Source organism: Streptomyces sp. MZ04 (assembly GCF_004684775.1).
Classification (GTDB): domain Bacteria; phylum Actinomycetota; class Actinomycetes; order Streptomycetales; family Streptomycetaceae; genus Streptomyces.
The window spans coordinates 1-21,481 of record NZ_SRIC01000134.1; the positions used below are offsets into that span (position 1 = coordinate 1).

Below are 21,481 nucleotides of genomic sequence, written 5' to 3' on the forward strand. Positions count from 1 at the left end.
CGTTGGGGGCGTTGGGAAGAGTGCGGCTGTTGAGGGTGATGAGGGTGATGAGGGTGATGAGGGTGATGAGGGTCTGGCATCCCGGTTCTCCTTGCGCGGCGTCGGTCCGGTGCGGGACCGCAGGGAGCGAGAGGTGAGAACCGAGCACGCTACTTGTAAGTAGCGTGCCTGCGAAGGGATTTGGGCATACTGCTCGGTCGGTTTATTCGGCCGGTTTATTCACGGGGCGTTCGCGCGGCGTCAGGCCGCTTTTCTCCCCGTTCTCCGGGGCCTTCGCCCCGATTACCGGAAACCGTCGCGGGGCCAGGAATACCAATACGAGCAGGGCGAGTATCGCCGCGCACCCGGCCCCCACGTACACCGTGTCGACCGCCGAGTCGACCGCGCGGCGCAGCCGGTCGGGGTCGGCGACGGACGCCGGGTCCTCCAGGGCGTGGGCGACCGAGTCGAGCGAGCCCGCGCCGCCCAGCCGCGAGGCCAGGACCGAGTTCGCGACCGCGCCGAAGAGCGCCGCGCCCAGGGTCTGGCCTATCTGGCGGCAGAAGAGGACCGACGCGGTCGCCGTGCCGCGCTCGGACCAGCCGACGGTGGACTGGACCCCGACGATCAGCGGGAGTTGGAAGAGACCGAGCGCAGCGCCGAGCAGCAGCATGATCAGGGCCGGCTGCCAGGCCTGCCCCGGATACGGGAGCAGCGGGAAGGCGAAGAGGAGGAGCGCGGCCGCGCCGATGCCGACGATCGCGGTGTTGCGGAAGCCGATCCTGCGGTACACGTGCTGGCTCAGGGCGGCCGACACCGGCCAGCTCAGCGTCATGACGGAGAGCACGAACCCGGCCGCGATCGGCGCGAGGCCGAGCACGGACTGCGCGTACGTCGGCAGGAAGACCGTCGGGGCGACCATCAGGAGGCCGAGCGCGCCCAGGGCGAGATTGACGGCGGCGATGGTGCGGCGCCGCCAGACCCAGCCCGGCAGGATCGGCTCGGCCGCCCGCCGCTCGATGACCACGACGGCGGCCGCGAGCGCGAGGCCCGCCGCGAAGAGCGCGAGCGACGGCGCGGACAGCCAGCCCCAGGCGACGCCGCCCTGCACGAGCGCGGTGAGCAGGACGCCGCCGCAGGCGAAGACGGCGAGCGCGCCCGCCCAGTCGGTGCGCCCACGGGCGGTGGCCGCCGCGCGCTCCGGCTCGTGCAGATGGCGCACGATCAGCCACAGGGCCAGGGCCCCGATGGGCAGATTGATCAGGAAGATCCAGCGCCAGTCCGCATACGCGGCGATCAGGCCGCCGAGCGCCGGGCCCGCTATCGACGAGGCGGCCCACACGGTGGACAACTTGGCCTGGATCTTGGGGCGTTCCTCGAGGGGATAGAGGTCGGCGGCGAGTGTCTGCACCGTCCCCTGGAGCGCGCCGCCGCCCAGGCCCTGTACGACACGGAAGGCGATCAGCGCGCCCATGTTCCAGGCGCTCGCGCAGAGGGCGGAGCCGATCAGGAAGAGGATGCTGCCCGTGATGAGGACGGGCTTGCGGCCGAAGGTGTCGGACAGCTTGCCGTAGATGGGCAGGGTGACCGTGACCGCGAGCAGATAGCCGGAGAAGAGCCAGGAGAAGACGGAGAAGCCGCCGAGGTCGCCGACGATCTGCGGGATGGCGGTCGAGACGATCGTGGCGTCCAGGGCCGCGAGGGCCATGGCGAGCATGAGCGCGGCGACGACGGGGCCGCGGCGTCGTATGTCGTCCGTGCCCGAACCTGTAGCGCCGTTCGTTCCGGCTGCGCCCACCGAGATTCCTTCCCCATGCACGTAATTGCTCCGGGCCACCTTCTCACCCCCTGCGTGATGGGGGCAGGGGTGGAGACCTTCTTGGCAGGTGGGGAGGGGTCCGGTAGGTACGAGGGTGGAGTGATCCCCGAGTTCGGCTCCACCGGCGGGTGGAGATCCCCTAGGGGAACCTCCGTACTACGGACCGGGGGTCGTTCGTACCGCTGGATGACGAGAAGGCCACGGCCGCTCCTTAGATTGGCTTTATGCCGAGCGGGACGGGCCAGCCACAGCGCGGGGTCTGACCAACCACACCTTCGGGGGTGGGGTTTTCCCCAGTAAAAGACTGCGCCGGGCACCAGCGCGCCGGACCCCCTCGGCGGACCAGACTCTTATGCGTAGCGAACACGCCTGACCTACCGCGTAACCGACTTAGGAGACTTACCGTGACATCGGCTGTGACCATTCCCAGGCACGGGGGCACTGGAGGGCGTACGGCCGTGGCGGCTCGGGCGCGCCAGGTCGTGAAGGCGTACGGATCCGGGGAGACCCGGGTCGTCGCGCTCGACCAGATCGACGTGGACATCGCCCGCGGGCAGTTCACCGCGATCATGGGTCCTTCCGGCTCCGGAAAGTCGACCCTGATGCACTGCCTCGCCGGGCTCGACACCGTGTCCTCCGGGCAGATCTACCTCGACGAGACCGAGATCACCGGGCTGAAGGACAAGAAGCTCACGCAGCTGCGCCGGGACCGGATCGGCTTCATCTTCCAGGCGTTCAACCTGCTCCCCACCCTCAACGCCATCGAGAACATCACGCTCCCGATGGACATAGCGGGCCGCAAGCCCGACCGCGGCTGGCTCGACCAGGTCGTCGAGACGGTGGGCCTGGCAGGACGGCTCAAGCACCGCCCCACCGAGCTCTCCGGCGGCCAGCAGCAGCGCGTCGCCGTGGCCCGCGCCCTGGCCGCCCGCCCCGAGATCATCTTCGGTGACGAGCCGACCGGAAACCTCGACTCCCGCGCCGGAGCCGAGGTGTTGGGCTTCCTGCGCAAGTCGGTGACCGAGCTCGGCCAGACCATCGTGATGGTCACGCACGACCCGGTGGCCGCCTCGTACGCGGACCGGGTGCTGTATCTCGCCGACGGTCGGATCGTCGACGAGATGTACTCGCCGACCGCCGAGTCGGTCCTGGACCGCATGAAGGACTTCGACGCGCGGGGGCGTACGTCATGAGTGTCCTCAAGACCTCGATGCGCAACTTCTTCGCGCACAAGGGCCGCATGGCGCTCTCCGCCGTGGCCGTGGTCCTGTCGGTGGCGTTCGTGAGCGGCACGCTCGTCTTCTCCGACACGATGAACACGACGTTCGACAAGCTCTTCGCCGCGACGTCCGCCGACGTCACCGTCACCTCCAAGTCCGCGACGGACCCGGGCGACCGGCCCGACACGGGCAAGCCCGAGTCGATGCCCGCCTCGGTCGTCGAGCAGGCGAGGAAGGCGGACGGCGCCAAGTCCGCCGAGGGCGCGGTCAGCAGCGAGAGCGTGACCGTCGTCAACTCCGAGAAGAAGAACGTCGGGCCCACCAGCGGCGGTCCGACCATCGCCGGCAACTGGACGCACAACGACCTGCGTTCGATGGACATCACCTCCGGGCACGCCCCGCGCGGCCCCACCGACGTGATGATCGACGCCGACACCGCCGGCAAGCACCACCTGAAGATCGGCGACGAACTGCGCACGATCGCCGTCTCCGGCGACCACACCGCCAAGATCTCCGGCATAGCCACCTTCAAGGTGACCAACCCCGGTGCCGCGATCGTCTACTTCGACACCGCCACCGCGCAGCGCGAACTGCTCGGCACCACCGGCCGGTTCACGCATGTCAACGTCACCGCCGAGCCCGGCGTCAGCGACGCGGCGCTCAAGCGGAACGTCAGCGACACCATGGGCGCGGACGCCTCCGCGTACAAGGTCAAGACGCAGAAGGAGAGCGCGGACGACAACCGCGAGAGCGTCAGCGGCTTCCTGAACGTGATGAAGTACGCGATGCTCGGCTTCGCCGGGATCGCCTTCCTCGTCGGCATCTTCCTCATCATCAACACCTTCTCGATGCTGGTCGCCCAGCGCACCCGCGAGATCGGCCTGATGCGCGCCATCGGGTCCAGCCGCAAGCAGGTCAACCGCTCCGTGCTCGTCGAGGCGCTGCTGCTCGGCGTGTTCGGCTCGGTCCTCGGTGTCGGCGCGGGCGTCGGGCTCGCCGTCGGCCTGATGCAGCTGATGTCCGGCATGGGCATGGAGCTGTCCACCCAGGACCTCACGGTCAAGTGGACGACGCCCGTGGTGGGCATGGTCCTCGGCGTCGTCGTCACCGTCCTCGCCGCCTACCTCCCCGCACGACGGGCCGGCAAGGTCTCCCCGATGGCCGCGCTGCGCGACGCCGGAACCCCGGCCGACGGCCGGGCGAGCGCCCTGCGCGCGGTGATCGGCCTGGTCCTCACCGGCGCCGGCGGCTACGGCCTCTTTGCCGCGTCCCAGGCGGACAAGGCGAAGGACGGTTCGCTGTTCCTGGGCGGCGGCGTGGTCCTCACCCTCATCGGCTTCGTCGTCATCGGCCCCGTACTCGCCTCCGGCGTGGTCCGCGCCATCAGCGCCGTACTGCTGCGGTGGTTCGGTCCGGTCGGACGGATGGCCGAGCGCAACGCGCTGCGCAACCCGCGCCGCACCGGCGCCACCGGCGCGGCCCTGATGATCGGCCTCGCCCTGGTCGCCTGCCTCTCCGTGGTCGGCTCCTCGATGGTCGCGTCGGCCACGGAGGAGCTCGACAAATCGGTCGGCGCGGACTTCATCATCCAGTCCGACAACAACCAGATGATCACCCCGAAGGCCGAGAAGTCCCTGGAGAAGGCCGACCACGTCGCCCACATCACCCGGTACAAGGAGATCAAGGCCGACCTGACGGCCGCGAACGGCAAGGTCGCGAAGGAGGTCGGCCTGAGCGCCGCCGACGCGACGTACGCGCAGGACCTGCGCAGCGAGACGGTCGCGGGCAGGCTCGCCGACGCCTACAAGCCGGACTCCATGTCGGTCGGCGAGGACTTCGCCAAGGACCACGGCATCACCGTCGGCGACAAGGTGAAGCTCGCCTTCGACCGCGGCAGGACGGGCGAGCTGACCGTCCGGGCCATCACGTCGAGCGACGCCACGATCGACGGGGGTGCGATGTACGTGAACATCTCGACCGCCGCGAAGTACGTGCCCGCCGACCGGATGCCGCCGAACGAGATCATGTTCGCCAAGGCGGAGAAGGGGCAGCAGGACGCGGCGTACAAGTCGCTGAAGGCGTCCATGGCGGACTACCCGCAGTACAAGGTCATGGACCAGACCGACTTCAAGGAGACGCTGAAGGACCAGGTCGGCCAGATGCTGAACATGGTCTACGGCCTCCTGGCCCTCGCGATCATCGTCGCCGTCCTCGGCGTCGTGAACACGCTGGCCCTCTCGGTCGTCGAGCGGACCCGGGAGATCGGCCTGATGCGGGCCATCGGCCTCTCGCGCCGCCAGCTGCGCCGCATGATCCGCATGGAGTCGGTGGTCATCGCCCTCTTCGGCGCGCTGCTCGGCCTCGGCCTGGGCATGGGCTGGGGCGCCACGGCGCAGCAGCTCCTCGCCCTGGAGGGCCTGAAGGTCCTGGAGATCCCCTGGCCGACGATCATCACGGTCTTCATCGGCTCGGCGTTCGTGGGCCTCTTCGCGGCACTGGTCCCGGCGTTCCGGGCGGGCCGGATGAACGTCCTGAACGCGATCGCCACGGAATAGCTTCCGCTACGGGGGTGCGGAGAAGCTCCCGCTACGGGGGTGCGGGAAGGGCCGGGCCCGGTGGAATTCCACCGGGCCCGGCCCTTATTGGCCATGGGGCAGGGGACTCGGCCGATGTGCATGACGACGACGGTGATGGTGCCCTCGTCGATCTCGTACATCAGCCGATATAAGCCGACATGCATGCGGCGGACCTCGGGCGAGCCGTACGCGACGGTTCAGGTCGGCCGGGGATCGTCGGTCAGCAGATCGACGGCGGCGTAGACCTGCCGCAGCCCGTCCGGGTCATCTTTGAGGAAGCGGACAGCGGCGCTGGTCGCCTGCTCCCGCCAGATGATCTGGAAGCTCACTCACGCTCCAGGCCGAGCATCTTGCGGACCTCTTCATGGGGGACGCCGACAAAGGTGCCGTTGGCCTTCTCCGCCCGATAGCGTGCCACCGCCAGCTGCTCCTCCAGCTCGAGCACCCGCTCCTCCAGCTCGTCCAGCTCACCCGGGTTTATGAACACGGCGGCGGCTTGGCCGTGATCAGTGATCGTGATGCGCTCGCGGGCGTGCGCGGTCCGGCGCACCAGGGAGCCGAACCGGGCACGCGCCTCAGTGATGGGCAGTGTCTCGCTCATACCTGAAACTGTACGCTTCAGGCGCCTTCCGTACAGTCCCTCGATCAGACGACAAACGCTACGGCGACGTACCCTGGACACCCCCCGGCCCGTACAACGTGTCGGGCGGTTCGCGTTGCCCACCCCCGGACGGGATGCCCCTTCATGAGCCTGCACGGACTCCTCGACGCCGTCGTCAAGGACGCGGCCATCGCCGAAGCGGTCAAGGCCGGCAACGCCGGCAACCGCATGCACATCGACATGGTCGGCCCGCCCGCCGCCCGTCCCTTCGCCATCGCCGCCCTCGCCCGCGAGACGAAGCGCACCGTCCTCGCCGTGACCGCCACCGGCCGCGAGGCCGAGGACCTGGCGGCCGCCCTGCGCACGATCATCCCGCCGGACGGAGTCGTCGAGTACCCCTCCTGGGAGACGCTCCCGCACGAGCGCCTCTCGCCCCGCTCCGACACCGTCGGACGCCGCCTCGCCGTCCTGCGCCGCCTCGCGCACCCCCGCGCGGACGACCCCGAGACCGGGCCCGTCTCCGTCATCGTCGCCCCCGTGCGCTCCGTCCTCCAGCCGCAGGTCAAGGGCCTGGGTGACCTCGAGCCCGTCGCCCTGCGCTCGGGCGAGACCACCGACCTGAACGAGACCGTCGAGGCCCTCGCGGCAGCCGCGTACTCCCGTGTCGAGCTGGTCGAGAAGCGCGGCGAGTTCGCCGTGCGCGGCGGCATCCTCGACGTCTTCCCGCCGACCGAGGAGCACCCGCTCCGCGTCGAGTTCTGGGGCGACGACGTCGAGGAGATCCGCTACTTCAAGGTCGCCGACCAGCGCTCCCTCGAGGTCGCCGAGCACGGCCTGTGGGCGCCGCCCTGCCGTGAGCTGCTGCTCACCGACGACGTACGGGAGCGGGCCGCCGCCCTCGCCGAGGCCCACCCCGAGCTGGGCGAGCTGCTCGGCAAGATCGCCGAGGGCATCGCCGTCGAGGGCATGGAGTCCCTCGCTCCGGTCCTGGTCGACGACATGGAGCTGCTGCTCGACGTCCTGCCGAAGGACTCCATGGCCGTGGTCTGCGATCCGGAGCGGGTGCGGACCCGGGCCGCCGACCTGGTGGCCACGAGTCAGGAGTTCCTGCAGGCGAGCTGGGCCGCCACCGCCGGCGGTGGCGAGGCCCCCATCGACGTGGGCGCGGCCTCCCTGTGGGGCATCGCGGACGTCCGCGACCACGCGAGCGACCTCGGCATGATGTGGTGGTCCGTGAGCCCCTTCGCCGCCGACGAAGACCTCGACGAGGACACCCTCAAGCTCGGCATGCACGCCACCGAGACCTACCGGGGCGACACCGCGAAGGCCCTCGCCGACACCAAGGGCTGGCTCGCCGACGGCTGGCGCACCGTCTATGTGACCGAGGGCCACGGCCCCGCCGCCCGCACCGTCGAGGTCCTCGGCGGCGAGGGCATCGCGGCCCGCCTCGACGCGGACCTCAGCGAGCTCACGCCCTCCGTCGTGCACGTCTCCTGCGGCTCGATCGACTTCGGCTTCCTGGACCCGGCCCTCAAGCTCGCCGTCCTCACCGAGACCGACCTCTCCGGGCAGAAGGCGGCAGGCAAGGACGGCCAGCGGATGCCGGCCCGCCGCCGCAAGACGATCGACCCGCTGACCCTGGAGTCCGGCGACTACATCGTCCACGAGCAGCACGGCGTCGGCCGCTACATCGAGATGGTGCAGCGCACCGTCCAGGGCGCCACCCGCGAGTACCTGGTCGTCGAGTACGCCCCCGCCAAGCGCGGCCAGCCCGGCGACCGGCTCTACATCCCCACCGACCAGCTGGAGCAGATCACCAAGTACGTGGGTGGCGAGGCCCCGACGCTGCACCGCCTCGGCGGCGCCGACTGGACGAAGACGAAGGCCCGCGCGAAGAAGGCGGTCAAGGAGATCGCCGCCGACCTCATCAAGCTGTATTCCGCGCGCATGGCGGCCCCCGGCCACTCCTTCGCCCCCGACACCCCCTGGCAGCGCGAGCTGGAGGACGCCTTCCCGTACGTGGAGACGCCCGACCAGCTCACCACCATCGCCGAGGTCAAGGACGACATGGAGAAGACGGTCCCGATGGACCGCCTGATCTGCGGCGACGTCGGCTACGGCAAGACGGAGATCGCGGTCCGCGCCGCCTTCAAGGCGGTCCAGGACGGCAAGCAGGTCGCCGTCCTCGTCCCGACCACGCTCCTGGTGCAGCAGCACTTCGGTACGTTCTCCGAGCGGTACTCCCAATTCCCGGTGAAGACGCGGGCGTTGAGCCGCTTCCAGACGGACACGGAGTCGAAGGCGACCTTGGAGGGCCTGCGCGACGGCTCGGTCGACATCGTCATCGGCACGCACCGCCTCTTCTCCTCCGAGACCAAGTTCAAGGACCTGGGCCTGGTCATCGTCGACGAGGAGCAGCGCTTCGGCGTCGAGCACAAGGAGCAGCTGAAGAAGCTGCGGGCGAACGTGGACGTCCTGACGATGTCGGCGACGCCGATCCCTCGTACGCTCGAGATGGCCGTGACCGGCATCCGCGAGATGTCGACGATCACGACCCCGCCGGAGGAGCGCCACCCGGTGCTCACCTTCGTCGGCCCCTACGAGGAGAAGCAGATCGGCGCGGCCGTCCGCCGCGAGCTGCTCCGCGAGGGCCAGGTCTTCTACATCCACAACAGGGTGGAGTCGATCGACCGCGCGGCGGCCCGCCTTCGCGAGATCATCCCCGAGGCCCGCATCGCCACCGCCCACGGCCAGATGTCCGAACAGGCCCTGGAACAGGTCGTGGTGGACTTCTGGGAGAAGAAGTTCGACGTGCTCGTCTCGACGACGATCGTCGAGTCCGGCATCGACATCTCCAACGCCAACACCCTCATCGTCGAGCGCGGCGACAACTTCGGCCTCTCGCAGCTCCACCAGCTGCGCGGCCGTGTCGGACGTGGCCGTGAGCGCGGCTACGCGTACTTCCTCTACCCGCCGGAGAAGCCCCTCACGGAAACGGCCCACGAGCGTCTCGCCACCATCGCCCAGCACACGGAGATGGGCGCGGGCATGTACGTGGCGATGAAGGACCTGGAGATCCGGGGAGCCGGAAACCTGCTGGGCGGCGAACAGTCCGGCCACATCGCGGGCGTCGGCTTCGACCTCTACGTACGCATGGTGGGCGAGGCCGTGGCCGACTACCGCGCGTCGCTGGAGGGCGGGGTCGAGGAGGAGCCGCCGCTGGAGGTCAAGGTCGAGCTCCCGGTCGACGCGCACGTCCCGCACGACTACGCCCCCGGCGAGCGCCTGCGCCTCGCGGCCTACCGCTCGATCGCCTCCGCGAGCAGCGAGCAGGACGTCAAGGCGGTGCGCGAGGAACTCACCGACCGCTACGGCAAGTTGCCCGAGCCGGTGGAGAACCTCCTCCTGGTGGCGGGCCTGCGCATGCTGGCCCGCGCGTGCGGGGTCGGCGAGATCGTGCTGCAGGGCAACAACATCCGTTTCGCGCCGGTGGAGCTGCGGGAGTCGCAGGAGCTCAGGCTCAAGCGTCTCTACCCCGGCACGGTCATCAAGGAGAACACCCACCAGATCCTCGTCCCGCGCCCGAAGACGGCCAAGGTCGGCGGGAAGCCGTTGATCGGGCGTGAACTGCTGGGCTGGGTGGGAGAGTTCCTGACGTCGATCCTCGGATCGTAGGCAGCCGGTCGACGGGCAGCCGGTCGGCGGGCAGCCGGTCGACGGTCAGCCGGTCGACGGTCAGCCGGTCGACGGTCAGCCGGTCGGCTCGGGCAGCCGATCGCCTCAGGCCACCGGACGGATCCGTCCGCCGGTGGCCTGGTCCAGCTTCTCCACGAGGCGGTCACGGACCTCCGTCTGGGCGGCGATGCGCCGGTCGATGACGGCGAGGCGGTCGAGGATGACCCGCAGGCCCTGGCCGGACGGCTCTGTGGTGGCGATGTCCCCGTCCAGGCAGGGCAGGAACACGCGTACGTCGTCGAGGGTGAGCCCGGCGCCGAGGAGGAAGCGGATGTTGCGGACGCGCGTGACGGCGCGCTCGGCGTCGTACAGCCGATAGCCGTTGTGGGCGCGCTCGGACTCGATGAGCCCGGCCTCCTCGTAGTGGCGCAGTGCGCGCGGCGTCGCCCCGGTGACCTCCGCAAGCTCCCCGATGCGCATCCGCGAGGCCCCCTTCTCCGGTTCTCCTTCGGCCGGAGCTTTCGTATCACGCGGCGTGCCGCACGACGCGGCGCTACGAGACCACGGCACCGCCGTCCACCGGCAGCACGACGCCGGTGATGAACGAGGCGCCGGGCGATGCGAGCCGGGTGATGGCCCAGGCGACCTCCTCCGGCCGCCCGACCCGCCCCATCGGGGTGTGTTCCATCTGCCACTTCCGGATGGCGGCCTTCTCCTCGGTCGTGAACCCGGAGTGGTCGGCGATCGGTGTGGCCACGGCGCCGGGTGCGACGGCGGCGACCCGGATGCCGCGCGGCGCGAGGTCGACGGCCCAGCCGCGGGTGAGGAGTTCGAGGGCGGACTTGGTGGCGGGATAGAGCGAGTTGCCGGGCCATCCGCGCTGCCCGACGGCTGTCGTGACGTTCACGATGACGCCCCGGCTCTCGCCCAGGGCGTCGAGCGCGGCCTGGGTGAGCAGGACGGGGGCGACGAGGTTGGTGGCGAGCTGGAGGCCGATGACCTCGCGGGTGTAGGTGCCGAGGCTCGCGGTGCGGACGACTCCGGCGTTGTTGACCAGGACGTCCAGGCGTCCGTGGGTCTCAAGGACGGTACGGACGATGTGCTCGGGTCCGCCGTCGGCGGTGATGTCGGCGACGAGCGGCGTGATGAGACCGCCCCCCTCGGCCGCCGTCTCGTGGAGCGGCTCGGCCCGCCGCCCCACGACGACGACTCGCGCCCCCTCGGCGGCGAAGGCGAGCGCGGTGGCGCGTCCGATGCCGGTGCCGCCCCCGGTGACGAGCACGGTTCGGGTGATGTGGTCCTGCGGTTCTTGGTGGCTCATGACGGTGATGGTCGGACCCTGCCGCTAGGGGCAAGGTCAAGTGCGGCGGGCGGTCAGGGGGTGCAGGCCTCGGCGATCGACAGGCTGTTCTCGTAGAGGTGGTGGCGCGTGACGCGTCCGTCCTCGACGGTGAGGCGCAGGGCGAACGGCCCTTCGAAGGACTTGCCGGTGCTGCGTACGGTGCCCCAGAGCTTGCCGAAGATGACGGCCTCGGTGCCGTCGACGATCAGCGCGTCCATGGTGGCTCCGCCCTTCTCCGGGATCACGTGCTCGGCCATGTCGTCGGCCTGCGCGGCGCACTCCGCGCCGGTGGACCGCGGCCGGATCCACGGCACGGCCGGGTTCTCGGCGAGCAGCCAGTCGACCTCGTCGGCGAAGAGCGCGGTGAGGCCCTCGGTGTCGCCCGCGAGCCGGTGGCCGAGGAAGGTCTGGACGGCGGCGCGGGTGGCGTCGGCGGTGGACTGGTCGGTCATGTCGATCTCCTCGCGGTCGGCGGTTCCTTGCGGTGTTGACGATGATGTCGCGCGGGCCGGACGGCCGCGATTACGTCCGAGGTAATGCGGACGGTGTAAGTGGCCAAGGGTGCCTCCGCCCCTTGCTCACGCGCGTTACCGTTGCCCGGAGACGAAGACCGAGACCGAGACCGAGACCGAGACCGAGACCGAGACCGAGACCGAGACCGAGACTGAGAGTTGGCTCAGGGAGGGGGAGCGGCATGGCGCACGGCACCGTTGTGGGGCTCGAGTGTTTTCCGGTGAAATCGATGCTGGGGGAGGCGCACGAGCGTCTCGTCGTCGACGAGCGGGGCGTGGCCGGGGACCGGTTGTGGGCCCTGCGGTACGAGGACGGCAAGCTGGGGAGCGGCAAGAACCACCGGCGGTTCCGGCGCACGCCGGGGCTGCTCGAGCATGTCGCCGTGTACGACGACAAGGGTCCCGTCGTCACGACACCGGACGGAGAAACGTTGCGCCCCGGTGATCCGCGGATCGCGGAACTCTTCGGCGGCGGCGCGGAGTTGGTGCGCGAAGGTGAGGCGAGCCATCAGGACGTGGCGGCCGTCTCGATCGTCGGGACCGCGTCGCTGCGCGCACTCGGCGAGCTGCTCGGCGACGCCGACCCCGTCGACGTACGCAGACTGCGCAAGAACATCGTGGTCGAGACCGACGAGCCGTGGGTGGAGGAGGAGTGGGTCGGCCGGGAGATCGACTTCGGCGGTGAGCTGCGGCTGCGGGTCACCGAGCGCATCGAGCGCTGCGTGATGGTCACCCAGGCCCAGCGGGGCCTGCCCGCCGACAACCGCGTCCTGAAGACCCTCACCGCCACGCGCGGCATGTGCATCGGCGTGTACGCGGACGTCGTGACCCCCGGCACCATCGCACTCGGCGCCACGGTGGCCGTCCGGTGAACCGACGCACCACCCGGCTCCAGGCCGCCGCGCTGCTCACGCTGCTCGTCGTCACCGGCTGCACCCCCGAGGAGAAGGGCGAAGGCGGCTCTTCGGGCCCCGACGCCAAGGCGGGATCCGCGCTCGCCGCCGTCGACTCGCTCACCGTCAAGGGCCGTGCGCCCAGGACGGGTTACGAGCGTGAGCGGTTCGGCAGCGCCTGGGCCGACACGGACTCCAACGGCTGCGGCACCCGCGTTATCTCTGTGCTTCGCCAGGTGATTGGCACGTTTACGCAGCTCACGCAGGGAGTGGTGGGCTGTGCCTGCTGAGAGGGACGTGAAGCACAGGGGTGCCGGGGGCGCGCACTTCCTCCGCGCCGCGACCGTGGCGGCAGTCGCCATTCTCCTCTGTTCGGGATGTGAGGGCCTCGACGAAGACAGCTCCTCGACGGGGTCAGGGCCGACTGCGACGGACGGACGGGCGATCAGTCCGCTCAAGAATCCAGACGGTACGAAGCCGGGACTTGCGCCCGTGACGACGGACGCGGACAGGTCCGCGGCGCGAAAGCTCATCGAGGAACTGTCCGCGAAGGGGCGGGGGCCCAAGACGGGCTACGCCCGGGACGAGTTCGGCTACGCCTGGATGGACACGGCTGATGGTGTGCCGCTGGCGAGGAACGGTTGCGACACTCGAAACGATCTCATTCGTCGTGATGGTCAGAACCTGCGTTTCAGAGCCGGTTCCGACTGCGTGGTCATCGCCATGACGCTGGACGACCCGTACACAGGGACGACCATCGAGTGGCGCAAGCAGCAGCCCTCCGAGGTGCAGATAGACCACGTGGTGCCGCTGTCGTACAGCTGGCAGATGGGCTCCTCGCGCTGGGCGCTGAGCAAGCGCAAGCAGCTTGCGAACGACGTGCTCAATCTGATTCCGGTCGACGGCCGCACAAACTCGGCCAAGGGCGATTCAGGACCCGCCTCCTGGCTTCCGCCGAACAAGCAGATCCGTTGCGCCTACGCGGTCCGCTTCGCCCAAGTCGCCGTCAAGTACGAGATGCCGGTGACCGCGCCGGACAAGCAGATGATGCTGGGGCAGTGCGGCGGATGACCCCGGCCGAGGCGCCCGGATCGCCTCCATCACGGTGGTGAACTGGGTGCGGTCGCTGGTGCTCCCGCCCGTGACCACGACGACGAGCGGGCGACCGAAGGTATCGCGGGCGGACCGCCGTCAGCGGTGGCGGGCGGGCCTGCGGCGCTGCTCGGAGTCGGTCAGCGCCGGTCGCCTGTAGTCGATGTCCGCTGGGTTGAGCGTGACGCCGGGGGCGACGATCTCGTCGATGCGGTCGAGGATCTCGTCGTCGAGCCGGACCTCGGCGGCGGCGAGCTGGTCGGTGAGTTGCTCGACCGTGCGGGCGCCGAGGATCACCGAGGTGACGCCCGGGTGGGTCGACGCGAAGGCGAGCGCCAGGTGCGTCAGGGAGATTCCCGCTTCGTCCGCCAAGGCCGACAGGTGCTCGACGGCGTCGAGTTTGCGCTGGTTGCCCGGCAGGTCGAGGGTGAACTTGTGGGCGACCGCCTGCCGGAACCAGTTCATCTCGATCGGCTCACCGCGGCGGAACCGCCCGGTCAGCCAGCCGCTGTTGAGCGGACTCCAGGTCAGCACGCCGAGCCCGTACTTCTGCGCGGTGGGCAGCACGTCCGCCTCGATGCCGCGCACGAAGACGGAGTACGGGGGCTGCTCGGCGCGGAAGGGGATGTGGCCCCGGCGGTCGGCGGTCCACTGGGCCTCGACGAGCTGTTCGGCGGGGAAGTCCGAGGTCCCGATGGCCATGATCTTGCCCGCGCGCACCAGATCGGACAGGACCGAGAGCGTCTCGTCGATGTCCGTGCTCGGGTCCGGGCGGTGCACCTGGTAGAGGTCGATGCGGTCGGTGCCCAGGCGGCGCAGGCTGTCGTCGACGGCCTTGGTGAGCCAACGGCGGGAGTTTCCCTGCCGGTTGGGGTCCTCGTCCTTGAAGCGGACCGGGAAGTGCCCCTTGGTCGCGAGCACGACCTCGTCGCGGCGATCGCGGATGGCCTTGCCCACGATCTCCTCGGCCTCGCCGCCCGAGTACTGGTCGGCGGTGTCGATGAGGTTGATCCCGGCGTCCAGGGCCGTGCGGATCAGCCGGGCCGCATCGTCGTGATCCGTGTTCCCCCACGCGCCCAGGCGCAGGGTGCCCAGCGCGAACTTGCTGACCGATATGCCGGTGCGGCCCAGCTTCCTGTGCTGCATCACTCACTGCTCCTTGATGTCGCCTCTCCCCGCGGACGGGGTGCGGACTTGCTACTTCTCCGACGCCATGAACCTAAGACATGCAACATTGATGTCGCAAGTAGAAGCTTTGAGGGAGTGCGGATGTAGCATGTCGGCGTGACGGCGCAGAAGCAGCAGACGGAACAGCAGGCGAAACGGCCCCTCCGGGCCGACACCGAACGGACCGTGCGGACGATCCTGGAAGCGGCCGAGCGCGTCCTGGCCACCAATCCTGCGGCGACCATGGAGCAGCTCGCCCGGGCCGCCGGCGTCGCCCGGACCACGGTCCACCGCCGGTTCGCCACCCGTGAGGCGCTCCTGGACGAGCTCACCGGCTGGGCCGCCCGCCAGTTCGCGGATGCTGTCGACACCGCCCGCCCTGACGCTGCCCCGCCGCTCGTCGCCCTCTACCAGGTCACTGCCAACGTCCTCCGCGTGAAGACCGACTGGTCGTTCGCCATGAACCGCGCGGCCGGGGACGCCCACCCCGAGGCGGCCCGCATCCACGCCGAGGTCCGGGCCACCTGCGTCCGGCTCTTCCGCCGCGCTCAGGAGGCGGGCGTGCTCCGCCCCGACATCGACCTCGACTGGACCCGGCGCGTCTACTACGCCCTCATCCACGAGGCGGCCAAGGAGGGAGCGGGAGGCGGCGATGCGGACGCGCTCGCCACCCGAGTCGTGGACACCCTGCTGCGCGGCACAGGAGCTCCAGCCGGACTCGCGAGGCAATCGGGAATTTGAAGACGGGCTAGGCGCGAGCGATCACCAGGAACTCGCCGTCCCCGGCGCCCACGGGCTCGCGGTTCCAGCCTCCGTAGATGTGCTCGATGCGGACACCTGCGTCGCGGAGCGAGGAACGGATGTCCGCTTCCGCACGGAAGCGGAGCTTGGCAGTGCTCAGCAGTTCCTCACCGTCGGGGAACGTGCAGTGATGGGTGAAGCTGACTGTTTTGAAGACGAGCCGGCCGTCCGGCACGGGAGCGATTGAGATCGGTGAGAGCCCGTGCCCTCCACGCGCGCTGAGCGGCCCCGCACACGGCGACGGGACAAAACCACTTAACAGACCGGTCCGTGCCCGCTAGGTTCCGGGGCATGGACCTGAAGATCACGACCTTGGCCGAGCGGCCGGAACTCATGTCGCCTCTCTGGCAGATGGAGGAGACCTGGCCGGAGTTCATCGGGAACGACCCGATCGCCTGGTCGATGATCGGGCGGATCGTCAAGGATCTTCCCGATTACGTCCTGGTCGCCACGGACGAGCAGGGCGGGGTCGTCGCACGGGCGTTCAGCGTGCCGTTCGCGCTGCGCGCCGACGGCCGTGGCGAGCTGCCGGACGGCGGCTGGGACCAGGTCATGCTGTGGGCGTTCTCCGACCTGCGGCACGGCAGGAAGCCCGACACGGTGAGCGCGATCGAGATCACCGTCGCGAAGGGCTTCCTCGGCCAGGGCGTGTCCGGGCGGATGCTCGCCGCGATGCGCGAGAACGCCCGCGCCCGCGGCTTCGCCGAGGTCGTCGCCCCGGTCCGCCCGAACGCCAAGCACCTCGAACCGGCCGCGCAGATCGACACGTACGCGCAGCGCAAGCGGGACGACGGGCTGCCCGCCGACCCGTGGCTGCGGGTGCACGTGCGCGCGGGCGGCACCATCGAGAAGGTGGCGCACGCGTCGATGACGGTCTCCGGGTCGACCGCCCAGTGGCGGGCGTGGACGGGGCTGCCGTTCGACGCGCCGGGGGCGGTCGAGGTGCCGGGCGCGCTGGTGCCGGTGCACTGCGAGCCGGAGCGCGGGTACGCGGTGTACGTCGAGCCCAATGTGTGGGTCCGGCACGTGCTGTGAGGGCCGACCCCGGCCCCGCCGGCTTGTCAGCCCGCCGGCTTGTCAGCCCGTCAGCCTGTCAGCCTGTCAGCCCGTCAGCTGTCAGCCCGTCAGCCTGTCCAGGTCGAGGACGTCGTCGGTGGGCGGCGTCGTCTTCACGGGCTTGTCGTAGTCGCCGAAGGTCAGGGACTCGGGCTTCCCGCCGGTCGACTGGTCGACCTTCAGCAGATACGGCTTGCCCTCCGTGGCGACGTAGAGCGTGTACTTGTCCTTGCCGTCGTTCTCGGTCAGCTTGATCGCCGGGGTGCCGTCGACCTTGGTCGTCCCGCCCCTGCGGGCCGCGGAGTTGACGTCCTTGAAGTCGGCGAGCAGGACGTCGAGGTCACAGAACCCGGCGATCTCCTTCGCGTCGGAGCTCGTCGCGCTCGTCTTCACCCAGCGGTCCGCGAGCATGTCCACCGCCGCCTGTGTGTCGGCCGCGGGCTCCCCCTTGCTCTGTGAGCGCAGGAACTTCTCGTCGTACTTCATGTAGACGGTGTCGCCCGGGACGATCAGCTCCATCGAGCCCTCGTCGGCCGTGCTGATCGTGCCCGCGCACTTGCCGGTGGTGTCGAGGGCCATGTCCAGCGAGTCCAGGCCGGTCTCCTCGTCCGTGGCCTTGCCCGCGATGCGGAGCGACTTGGCGCCCGAGGTCGCCTCGACGGCCTTCTCGGCGATCTCGGCGCCGGACATGCCGGCGAACGGGCCCTTGGGCTCGGCGTTCTCGGTCTTTTCCCCGGCCTTGTCCGCGGCGTTGCCGGATTCGGTGCCGCAGGCCGTCAGGCCGACGGTCGCCGCTGCGGCCAGGCAGACGGCGACAAAAGTGGTGCGATGCATGGAAGTTCCCCCCACAGGAGCTTGAAAGTGCTGACGCCATCTCAGCAGAGCCTGTGAACCGAGTCAACATGAACTTGGATGGATGGTTGATTAACACCCGTGAAGCGGATGGTTCCGCGTGCGCGGGTATGCTCGCCGCCACAGCGCCGCGCCGCGACCACGCGCGGCGGGGGCAGGGAACTGAGGGGAGCCGGTTCGGTGCGGGACAACGCGACAGAGGTGACCGCCGCCGGGATCGCCCGGCTCGCCGGAGTCGGCCGCGCCGCCGTCAGCAACTGGCGCCGCAGGCACGCCGACTTCCCCAAGCCCGTCGGCGGCACCGAGACCAGCCCCTCCTTCGCGCTCACCGACGTCGAACAGTGGCTGCGCACCCAGGGCAAACTCGGCGAGGTCCCGCTCCGGGAAAGGGTCTGGCAGCAGCTCGCGGGACACCCGGCGGGTCCGGTCGCCGCCCTGCTGCACGCCGGCTGCGCCCTGCTTCTCGTACGCGACCGCCATCCCGGCTGGCTCAAGGTGAGCGCGGTGTCGGACGAGCGGATGGCCCAGCTGCTTCCGGGGGAACTGGAAGGCGTACTCACCTCGCGCTTCGGCGGCCGTCCGGGTGCCGTGCGCGTCCCGAGCCCCGCCGAACTGCTGCCCTCCGTCCCGCTGTTGAGGGGCGTCGCCGAACTCGCCGCCGAGCTGGGCGCACGGCAGGCGTACGAGTTTCTGCTCGGGCGGCACATCGACGCCAACCCCCGCCAGTACACGCTCACTCCGGCAGGACCCGCCGAGCTGATGGCCGCGCTCGCCGAGATCGCAGCCCCCGCGCAGACCGTCCTTGACCCCGCCTGCGGCACCGGAGCCCTGCTGCGTGCCGTCCCGCCCCGCCCCGAACAGCGCCTGTACGGGCAGGACGACGCCCCCGAACTCGCCGCCCTCACCGCGCTCCGCCTCGCCCTGCACTCCGACGCCACCGTGCGCGGCGCCGCCGCCGACACCCTGCGCGCGGACGCCTTCGCCGACGAGCGGGCCGACGCGGTGCTGTGCCACCCGCCGTTCAACGAGCGCAACTGGGGGCACGGCGAACTCGCCTACGACCCCCGCTGGGAGTACGGCTTCCCGGCCCGCACGGAGTCCGAACTCGCCTGGGTCCAGCACGCGTTGGCCCGCCTCAAGGACGGCGGCACCGCCGTACTCCTGATGCCGCCCGCCGCCGCGTCCCGCCGCTCGGGGCGCCGGGTGCGCGCCGATCTCCTGCGCCGCGGCGCCCTGCGCGCCGTGATCGCGCTGCCCACCGGCGCCGCGCCCCCGTACAACATCCCGCTGCACGTCTGGGTCCTGAGCCGCCCCGTACCGAACACGCAGGTCCCGCCCGAGCTGCTCCTGGTCGAGACGGCGGGGCTCGCCGCCCCCGACGGCAGGGACCGGCAGGCCTGGCGCCCGGTGCAGGACGCCGTCCTCGACGTCTGGCGCCACTTCGAGCGGCACGGCACCCTCGACGAGCGGCCGGGCCTCGCCCGCGGCGTACCGGTACTCGAACTCCTCGACGACGAGGTCGACTTGGCCCCCGCACGTCGCCTGCCGCCACCGGCCGCGGGCGGCGGCGCCGAGGAGCTGACGGCGGTGCGCGAACGGCTCGGCGACGTGGTGCGCCGCACCGCCGACCTGATGCCGCCGCCCGCCGAGACGACTGATGCCGTCCGGTGGCCGCTCTCGACGGTGGGGGAACTCGCGCGCTCCGGGGCGCTGTCGCTGCGTACCGGAACGGGCTCGGGCGCTCCCGGCAGCCGGGTGCTCACCGAACACGACGTGCTCGCCGGAATGGCACCCTCCGGATCTGTCGACCCGCTGACAGCAGACTCCGTAGTGACCGAAATCGGCGATGTCGTCATCCCTGTGACCGGCGGCGGAACGGCCGCCCGCGTCATCGACGAGGCGACGGCGGGCGCCGTGCTCGGCAGGGGACTCACCCTGCTGCGCCCCGACGCGGCCGCCCTCGACCCCTGGTTCCTCGCGGGCTTCCTGCGCGGCACCGCCAACAACCGCCAGGCGAGCAGCTACGCCTCCACCGCCGCCAGGCTCGACGTCCGCCGCCTCCAGGTGCCCCGCCTGCCGCTGACCGGACAGCGCGGCTACGGAGAGCGGTTCCGCGCGCTCGCCGCCTTCGAGGACAGCCTGCGTCTCGCGGGCAGGCTGGGCGAGCAGTTGGTGCGGGGGCTGCACGACGGGCTGACGGACGGAACGCTTCCGCCGGAGTGAACGGGAGGGTTCCGGCGAAGTGGCACGACCGGGTTCCGGACAGGGCCGCGATCAGGACGTGACCAGTACGGCAACGGTTCGGTACAACCCGGGACCGGTTCTCCTTGTCGGCCTATACGCTCGAATCAGCATCCGTTCGTATCTCGACCATCCGGCCGTGCGTTCGCCCGTGGGCGCGTACGGCCGCATCAGGCACCAGGAGCAGCCATGCACGGCCACGGCTACGCGCCGCAGCAACCGCCGCCACCCTCAGGCGGCACCCATGTGACGCTGCGCGTGCTGTTCGTGGTCCTCGCCGTCGTGACGTGCGGCCTGGCCGCGTGGGGGCCGATGCTGCGGCTCGCGATCGTGACCCGCAAGTCGTACGACTGGGTCCTGTTCGGCATCGTGGCCGCGCTCGACGTGACGGCCGTCGTGCTGATCGGCGTCGACCCGGGCGCGGACGAGTTCCAGGGCCCCGGCAACGCGGGCATGGTCGTCCTCCTGAGCACGCTGGTGGCCGCCGTCGCCTACTACTTGTTCGCGGACATACGCCACTTCAGCCCGTTCCGCCGGCCGCAGTTCACGGGCTACGTACCGCAGCAGCCGCAGCCGACCTACGGCTATCCGCAGCAGCAGGGCCCCGCTCCCGTCCACCTCCAGTCCACGCAGCCGCACCCGCCGCCGGCCCAGCAGACACCGCCGCCGCCCACGCGCCCCGCACCGGCCCGCATCCACCAAGTACAGGCCGAGCTCGATGAGCTCAGTGACTACCTGCGCAAGCAGGAAGGCGGCAGCTGACCGTGTCACTGGGGATCGGGGGCCGCGTCGTAGCCGGACGCTACGAACTCTCCACGCTCATCGGCCAGGGCGGCATGGGCCAGGTCTGGACGGCGTACGACCAACGCCTCGACCGACGGGTCGCGGTCAAACTCCTGCGCCCCGACCGGGTCGCGGGCGCCGAGGCCGAAGAGCTGCGCCGCCGCTTCGTGCGCGAGTGCCGCGTCACCGCACAGGTCGACCACCCGGGCCTGGTCACCGTCCATGACGCGGGCACCGAGGGCGAGGACCTCTACCTCGTCATGCAGTACGTCGACGGGGCCGACCTCGGCGACCACCTCGCCGAGCACGACCCCTACCCCTGGCAGTGGGCCGTCGCCGTCGCAGCGCAGCTCTGCGCCGTGCTCTCCGCGGTGCACGCCGTGCCGATCGTGCACCGTGACCTGAAGCCGCGGAACGTGATGGTGAAGCAGGACGGCACGGTCTCCATCCTCGACCTGGGCATCGCCTCGGTGATGGACACCGACACCACCCGCCTCACCCACACCGGCTCACCCATCGGCAGCCCCGCCTACATGGCGCCCGAGCAGGCGATGGGCGGCGCGGTCGGCCCGTACACCGACCTGTACGCCCTGGGCGTCCTCCTCCACGAACTCCTCAGCGGCGACGTCCCGTTCTCCGGCTCGACCGCGCTCGGCGTCCTCCACCGCCACCTCTACGAACCGCCGCTCCCGGTCCGCCGCCTGCGCGCCGAGATCCCCGAGGCCCTGGAGAACCTGGTGCTCCGCTTGTTGGCGAAGGACCCCCAGCACCGGCACGGCAGCGCCCAGGAGGTCTACGAGGAGCTGGCCCCGATGCTCCCAGCGCGCGGCATCCCCACCGGCGGCCCGCTGGACCCCACCCGTCCCTTCCTG

The 21,481-nt window shown here is 70.5% G+C and carries 18 protein-coding genes and 2 pseudogenes; 11 read left to right on the top strand and 9 right to left on the bottom strand.

Annotated elements, in window-relative coordinates; genetic code table 11:
* Positions 1 to 202: 202 nt before the first annotated feature.
* A complete protein-coding gene (locus E2651_RS25055) occupies positions 203 to 1,777 on the bottom strand; it encodes an MFS transporter (protein WP_245239189.1) in 1,575 nt (524 codons plus the stop codon).
* Positions 1,778 to 2,202: 425 nt separating this feature from the next.
* Here E2651_RS25055 and E2651_RS25060 point away from each other — a divergent pair, with 425 nt between their 5' ends.
* Both E2651_RS25060 and E2651_RS25065 read left to right on the top strand, forming a co-directional pair.
* Complete coding sequence (locus tag E2651_RS25060) at positions 2,203 to 2,991, top strand: ABC transporter ATP-binding protein (RefSeq protein ID WP_135333471.1); 789 nt, start codon at positions 2,203 to 2,205, stop codon at positions 2,989 to 2,991.
* Positions 2,988 to 5,573, top strand: coding sequence for an FtsX-like permease family protein (locus E2651_RS25065; protein ID WP_135333472.1), 2,586 nt, complete (start codon positions 2,988 to 2,990; stop codon positions 5,571 to 5,573). The genes E2651_RS25060 and E2651_RS25065 overlap by 4 nt, the downstream gene beginning before the upstream one ends.
* A gap of 104 nt (positions 5,574 to 5,677) precedes the next feature.
* Here E2651_RS25065 and E2651_RS25070 read toward each other — a convergent pair.
* Positions 5,678 to 5,923, bottom strand: a pseudogene (locus E2651_RS25070) (type II toxin-antitoxin system RelE/ParE family toxin); the annotation flags it as partial.
* Positions 5,920 to 6,195: a type II toxin-antitoxin system Phd/YefM family antitoxin gene (locus E2651_RS25075; RefSeq protein WP_135333473.1), complete on the bottom strand. Its 276-nt coding sequence runs from the start codon at positions 6,193 to 6,195 to the stop codon at positions 5,920 to 5,922. The gene E2651_RS25075 and the pseudogene E2651_RS25070, both read right to left, overlap by 4 nt.
* A gap of 144 nt (positions 6,196 to 6,339) precedes the next feature.
* Here E2651_RS25075 and mfd point away from each other — a divergent pair, with 144 nt between their 5' ends.
* Entirely contained in the window at positions 6,340 to 9,870 is a 3,531-nt protein-coding gene (gene mfd, locus E2651_RS25080; RefSeq protein WP_135333474.1) for a transcription-repair coupling factor, read from the top strand.
* Between the two features lie 105 nt (positions 9,871 to 9,975).
* Here the strand turns inward: mfd and E2651_RS25085 are convergent, their stop codons facing one another.
* From E2651_RS25085 to E2651_RS25095, 3 genes are all read right to left on the bottom strand, one after another.
* Positions 9,976 to 10,350, bottom strand: a complete 375-nt coding sequence (locus E2651_RS25085) for a MerR family transcriptional regulator (protein ID WP_135333475.1) — start codon at positions 10,348 to 10,350, stop codon at positions 9,976 to 9,978.
* A 73-nt stretch (positions 10,351 to 10,423) separates the two neighbouring features.
* Entirely contained in the window at positions 10,424 to 11,191 is a 768-nt protein-coding gene (locus tag E2651_RS25090; RefSeq protein WP_135333476.1) for an SDR family oxidoreductase, read from the bottom strand.
* A 53-nt stretch (positions 11,192 to 11,244) separates the two neighbouring features.
* Positions 11,245 to 11,664: a nuclear transport factor 2 family protein gene (locus tag E2651_RS25095; protein ID WP_135333477.1), complete on the bottom strand. Its 420-nt coding sequence runs from the start codon at positions 11,662 to 11,664 to the stop codon at positions 11,245 to 11,247.
* 242 nt (positions 11,665 to 11,906) lie between these two features.
* On the opposite strand from E2651_RS25095, the gene E2651_RS25105 reads away from it, so the two are divergent.
* The 3 genes and pseudogenes from E2651_RS25105 to E2651_RS25115 all read left to right on the top strand — a co-directional run bounded on the left by E2651_RS25105 (position 11,907) and on the right by E2651_RS25115 (position 13,688).
* A complete protein-coding gene (locus tag E2651_RS25105; RefSeq protein WP_135333478.1) occupies positions 11,907 to 12,596 on the top strand; it encodes an MOSC domain-containing protein in 690 nt (229 codons plus the stop codon).
* A 32-nt stretch (positions 12,597 to 12,628) separates the two neighbouring features.
* A pseudogene (locus E2651_RS25110) lies at positions 12,629 to 12,832 on the top strand (hypothetical protein); the annotation flags it as partial.
* A gap of 130 nt (positions 12,833 to 12,962) precedes the next feature.
* Positions 12,963 to 13,688, top strand: coding sequence for an HNH endonuclease family protein (locus E2651_RS25115; protein WP_135333487.1), 726 nt, complete (start codon positions 12,963 to 12,965; stop codon positions 13,686 to 13,688).
* Positions 13,689 to 13,808: 120 nt separating this feature from the next.
* On the opposite strand, the gene E2651_RS25120 is transcribed toward E2651_RS25115, so the two are convergent.
* Positions 13,809 to 14,855, bottom strand: coding sequence for an aldo/keto reductase (locus E2651_RS25120; protein ID WP_135333479.1), 1,047 nt, complete (start codon positions 14,853 to 14,855; stop codon positions 13,809 to 13,811).
* A gap of 138 nt (positions 14,856 to 14,993) precedes the next feature.
* Here E2651_RS25120 and E2651_RS25125 point away from each other — a divergent pair, with 138 nt between their 5' ends.
* Positions 14,994 to 15,617 (top strand): TetR/AcrR family transcriptional regulator, encoded by a 624-nt coding sequence (locus tag E2651_RS25125; protein ID WP_135333480.1) that lies wholly within the window; start codon positions 14,994 to 14,996, stop codon positions 15,615 to 15,617.
* Positions 15,618 to 15,624: 7 nt separating this feature from the next.
* Here the strand turns inward: E2651_RS25125 and E2651_RS25130 are convergent, their stop codons facing one another.
* Positions 15,625 to 15,852 carry a hypothetical protein gene (locus tag E2651_RS25130; protein WP_135333481.1) on the bottom strand — a complete coding sequence of 76 codons (228 nt, stop codon included), beginning with the start codon at positions 15,850 to 15,852 and terminating at the stop codon, positions 15,625 to 15,627.
* Positions 15,853 to 15,968: 116 nt separating this feature from the next.
* Here E2651_RS25130 and E2651_RS25135 point away from each other — a divergent pair, with 116 nt between their 5' ends.
* A complete protein-coding gene (locus tag E2651_RS25135) occupies positions 15,969 to 16,712 on the top strand; it encodes an N-acetyltransferase (RefSeq protein ID WP_135333482.1) in 744 nt (247 codons plus the stop codon).
* An 81-nt stretch (positions 16,713 to 16,793) separates the two neighbouring features.
* Here the strand turns inward: E2651_RS25135 and E2651_RS25140 are convergent, their stop codons facing one another.
* Positions 16,794 to 17,567 carry a hypothetical protein gene (locus E2651_RS25140; RefSeq protein WP_135333483.1) on the bottom strand — a complete coding sequence of 258 codons (774 nt, stop codon included), beginning with the start codon at positions 17,565 to 17,567 and terminating at the stop codon, positions 16,794 to 16,796.
* Positions 17,568 to 17,765: 198 nt separating this feature from the next.
* Here E2651_RS25140 and E2651_RS25145 point away from each other — a divergent pair, with 198 nt between their 5' ends.
* The 3 genes from E2651_RS25145 to E2651_RS25155 form a co-directional block, all read left to right on the top strand.
* On the top strand, positions 17,766 to 19,808 hold the full coding sequence (locus E2651_RS25145) for an N-6 DNA methylase (protein ID WP_135333484.1): 2,043 nt from the start codon (positions 17,766 to 17,768) through the stop codon (positions 19,806 to 19,808).
* A gap of 207 nt (positions 19,809 to 20,015) precedes the next feature.
* Complete coding sequence (locus E2651_RS25150; RefSeq protein WP_135333485.1) at positions 20,016 to 20,588, top strand: hypothetical protein; 573 nt, start codon at positions 20,016 to 20,018, stop codon at positions 20,586 to 20,588.
* Between the two features lie 14 nt (positions 20,589 to 20,602).
* The coding region (locus E2651_RS25155; protein ID WP_280922805.1) for a serine/threonine-protein kinase at positions 20,603 to 21,481 on the top strand (879 nt) is incomplete at its 3' end.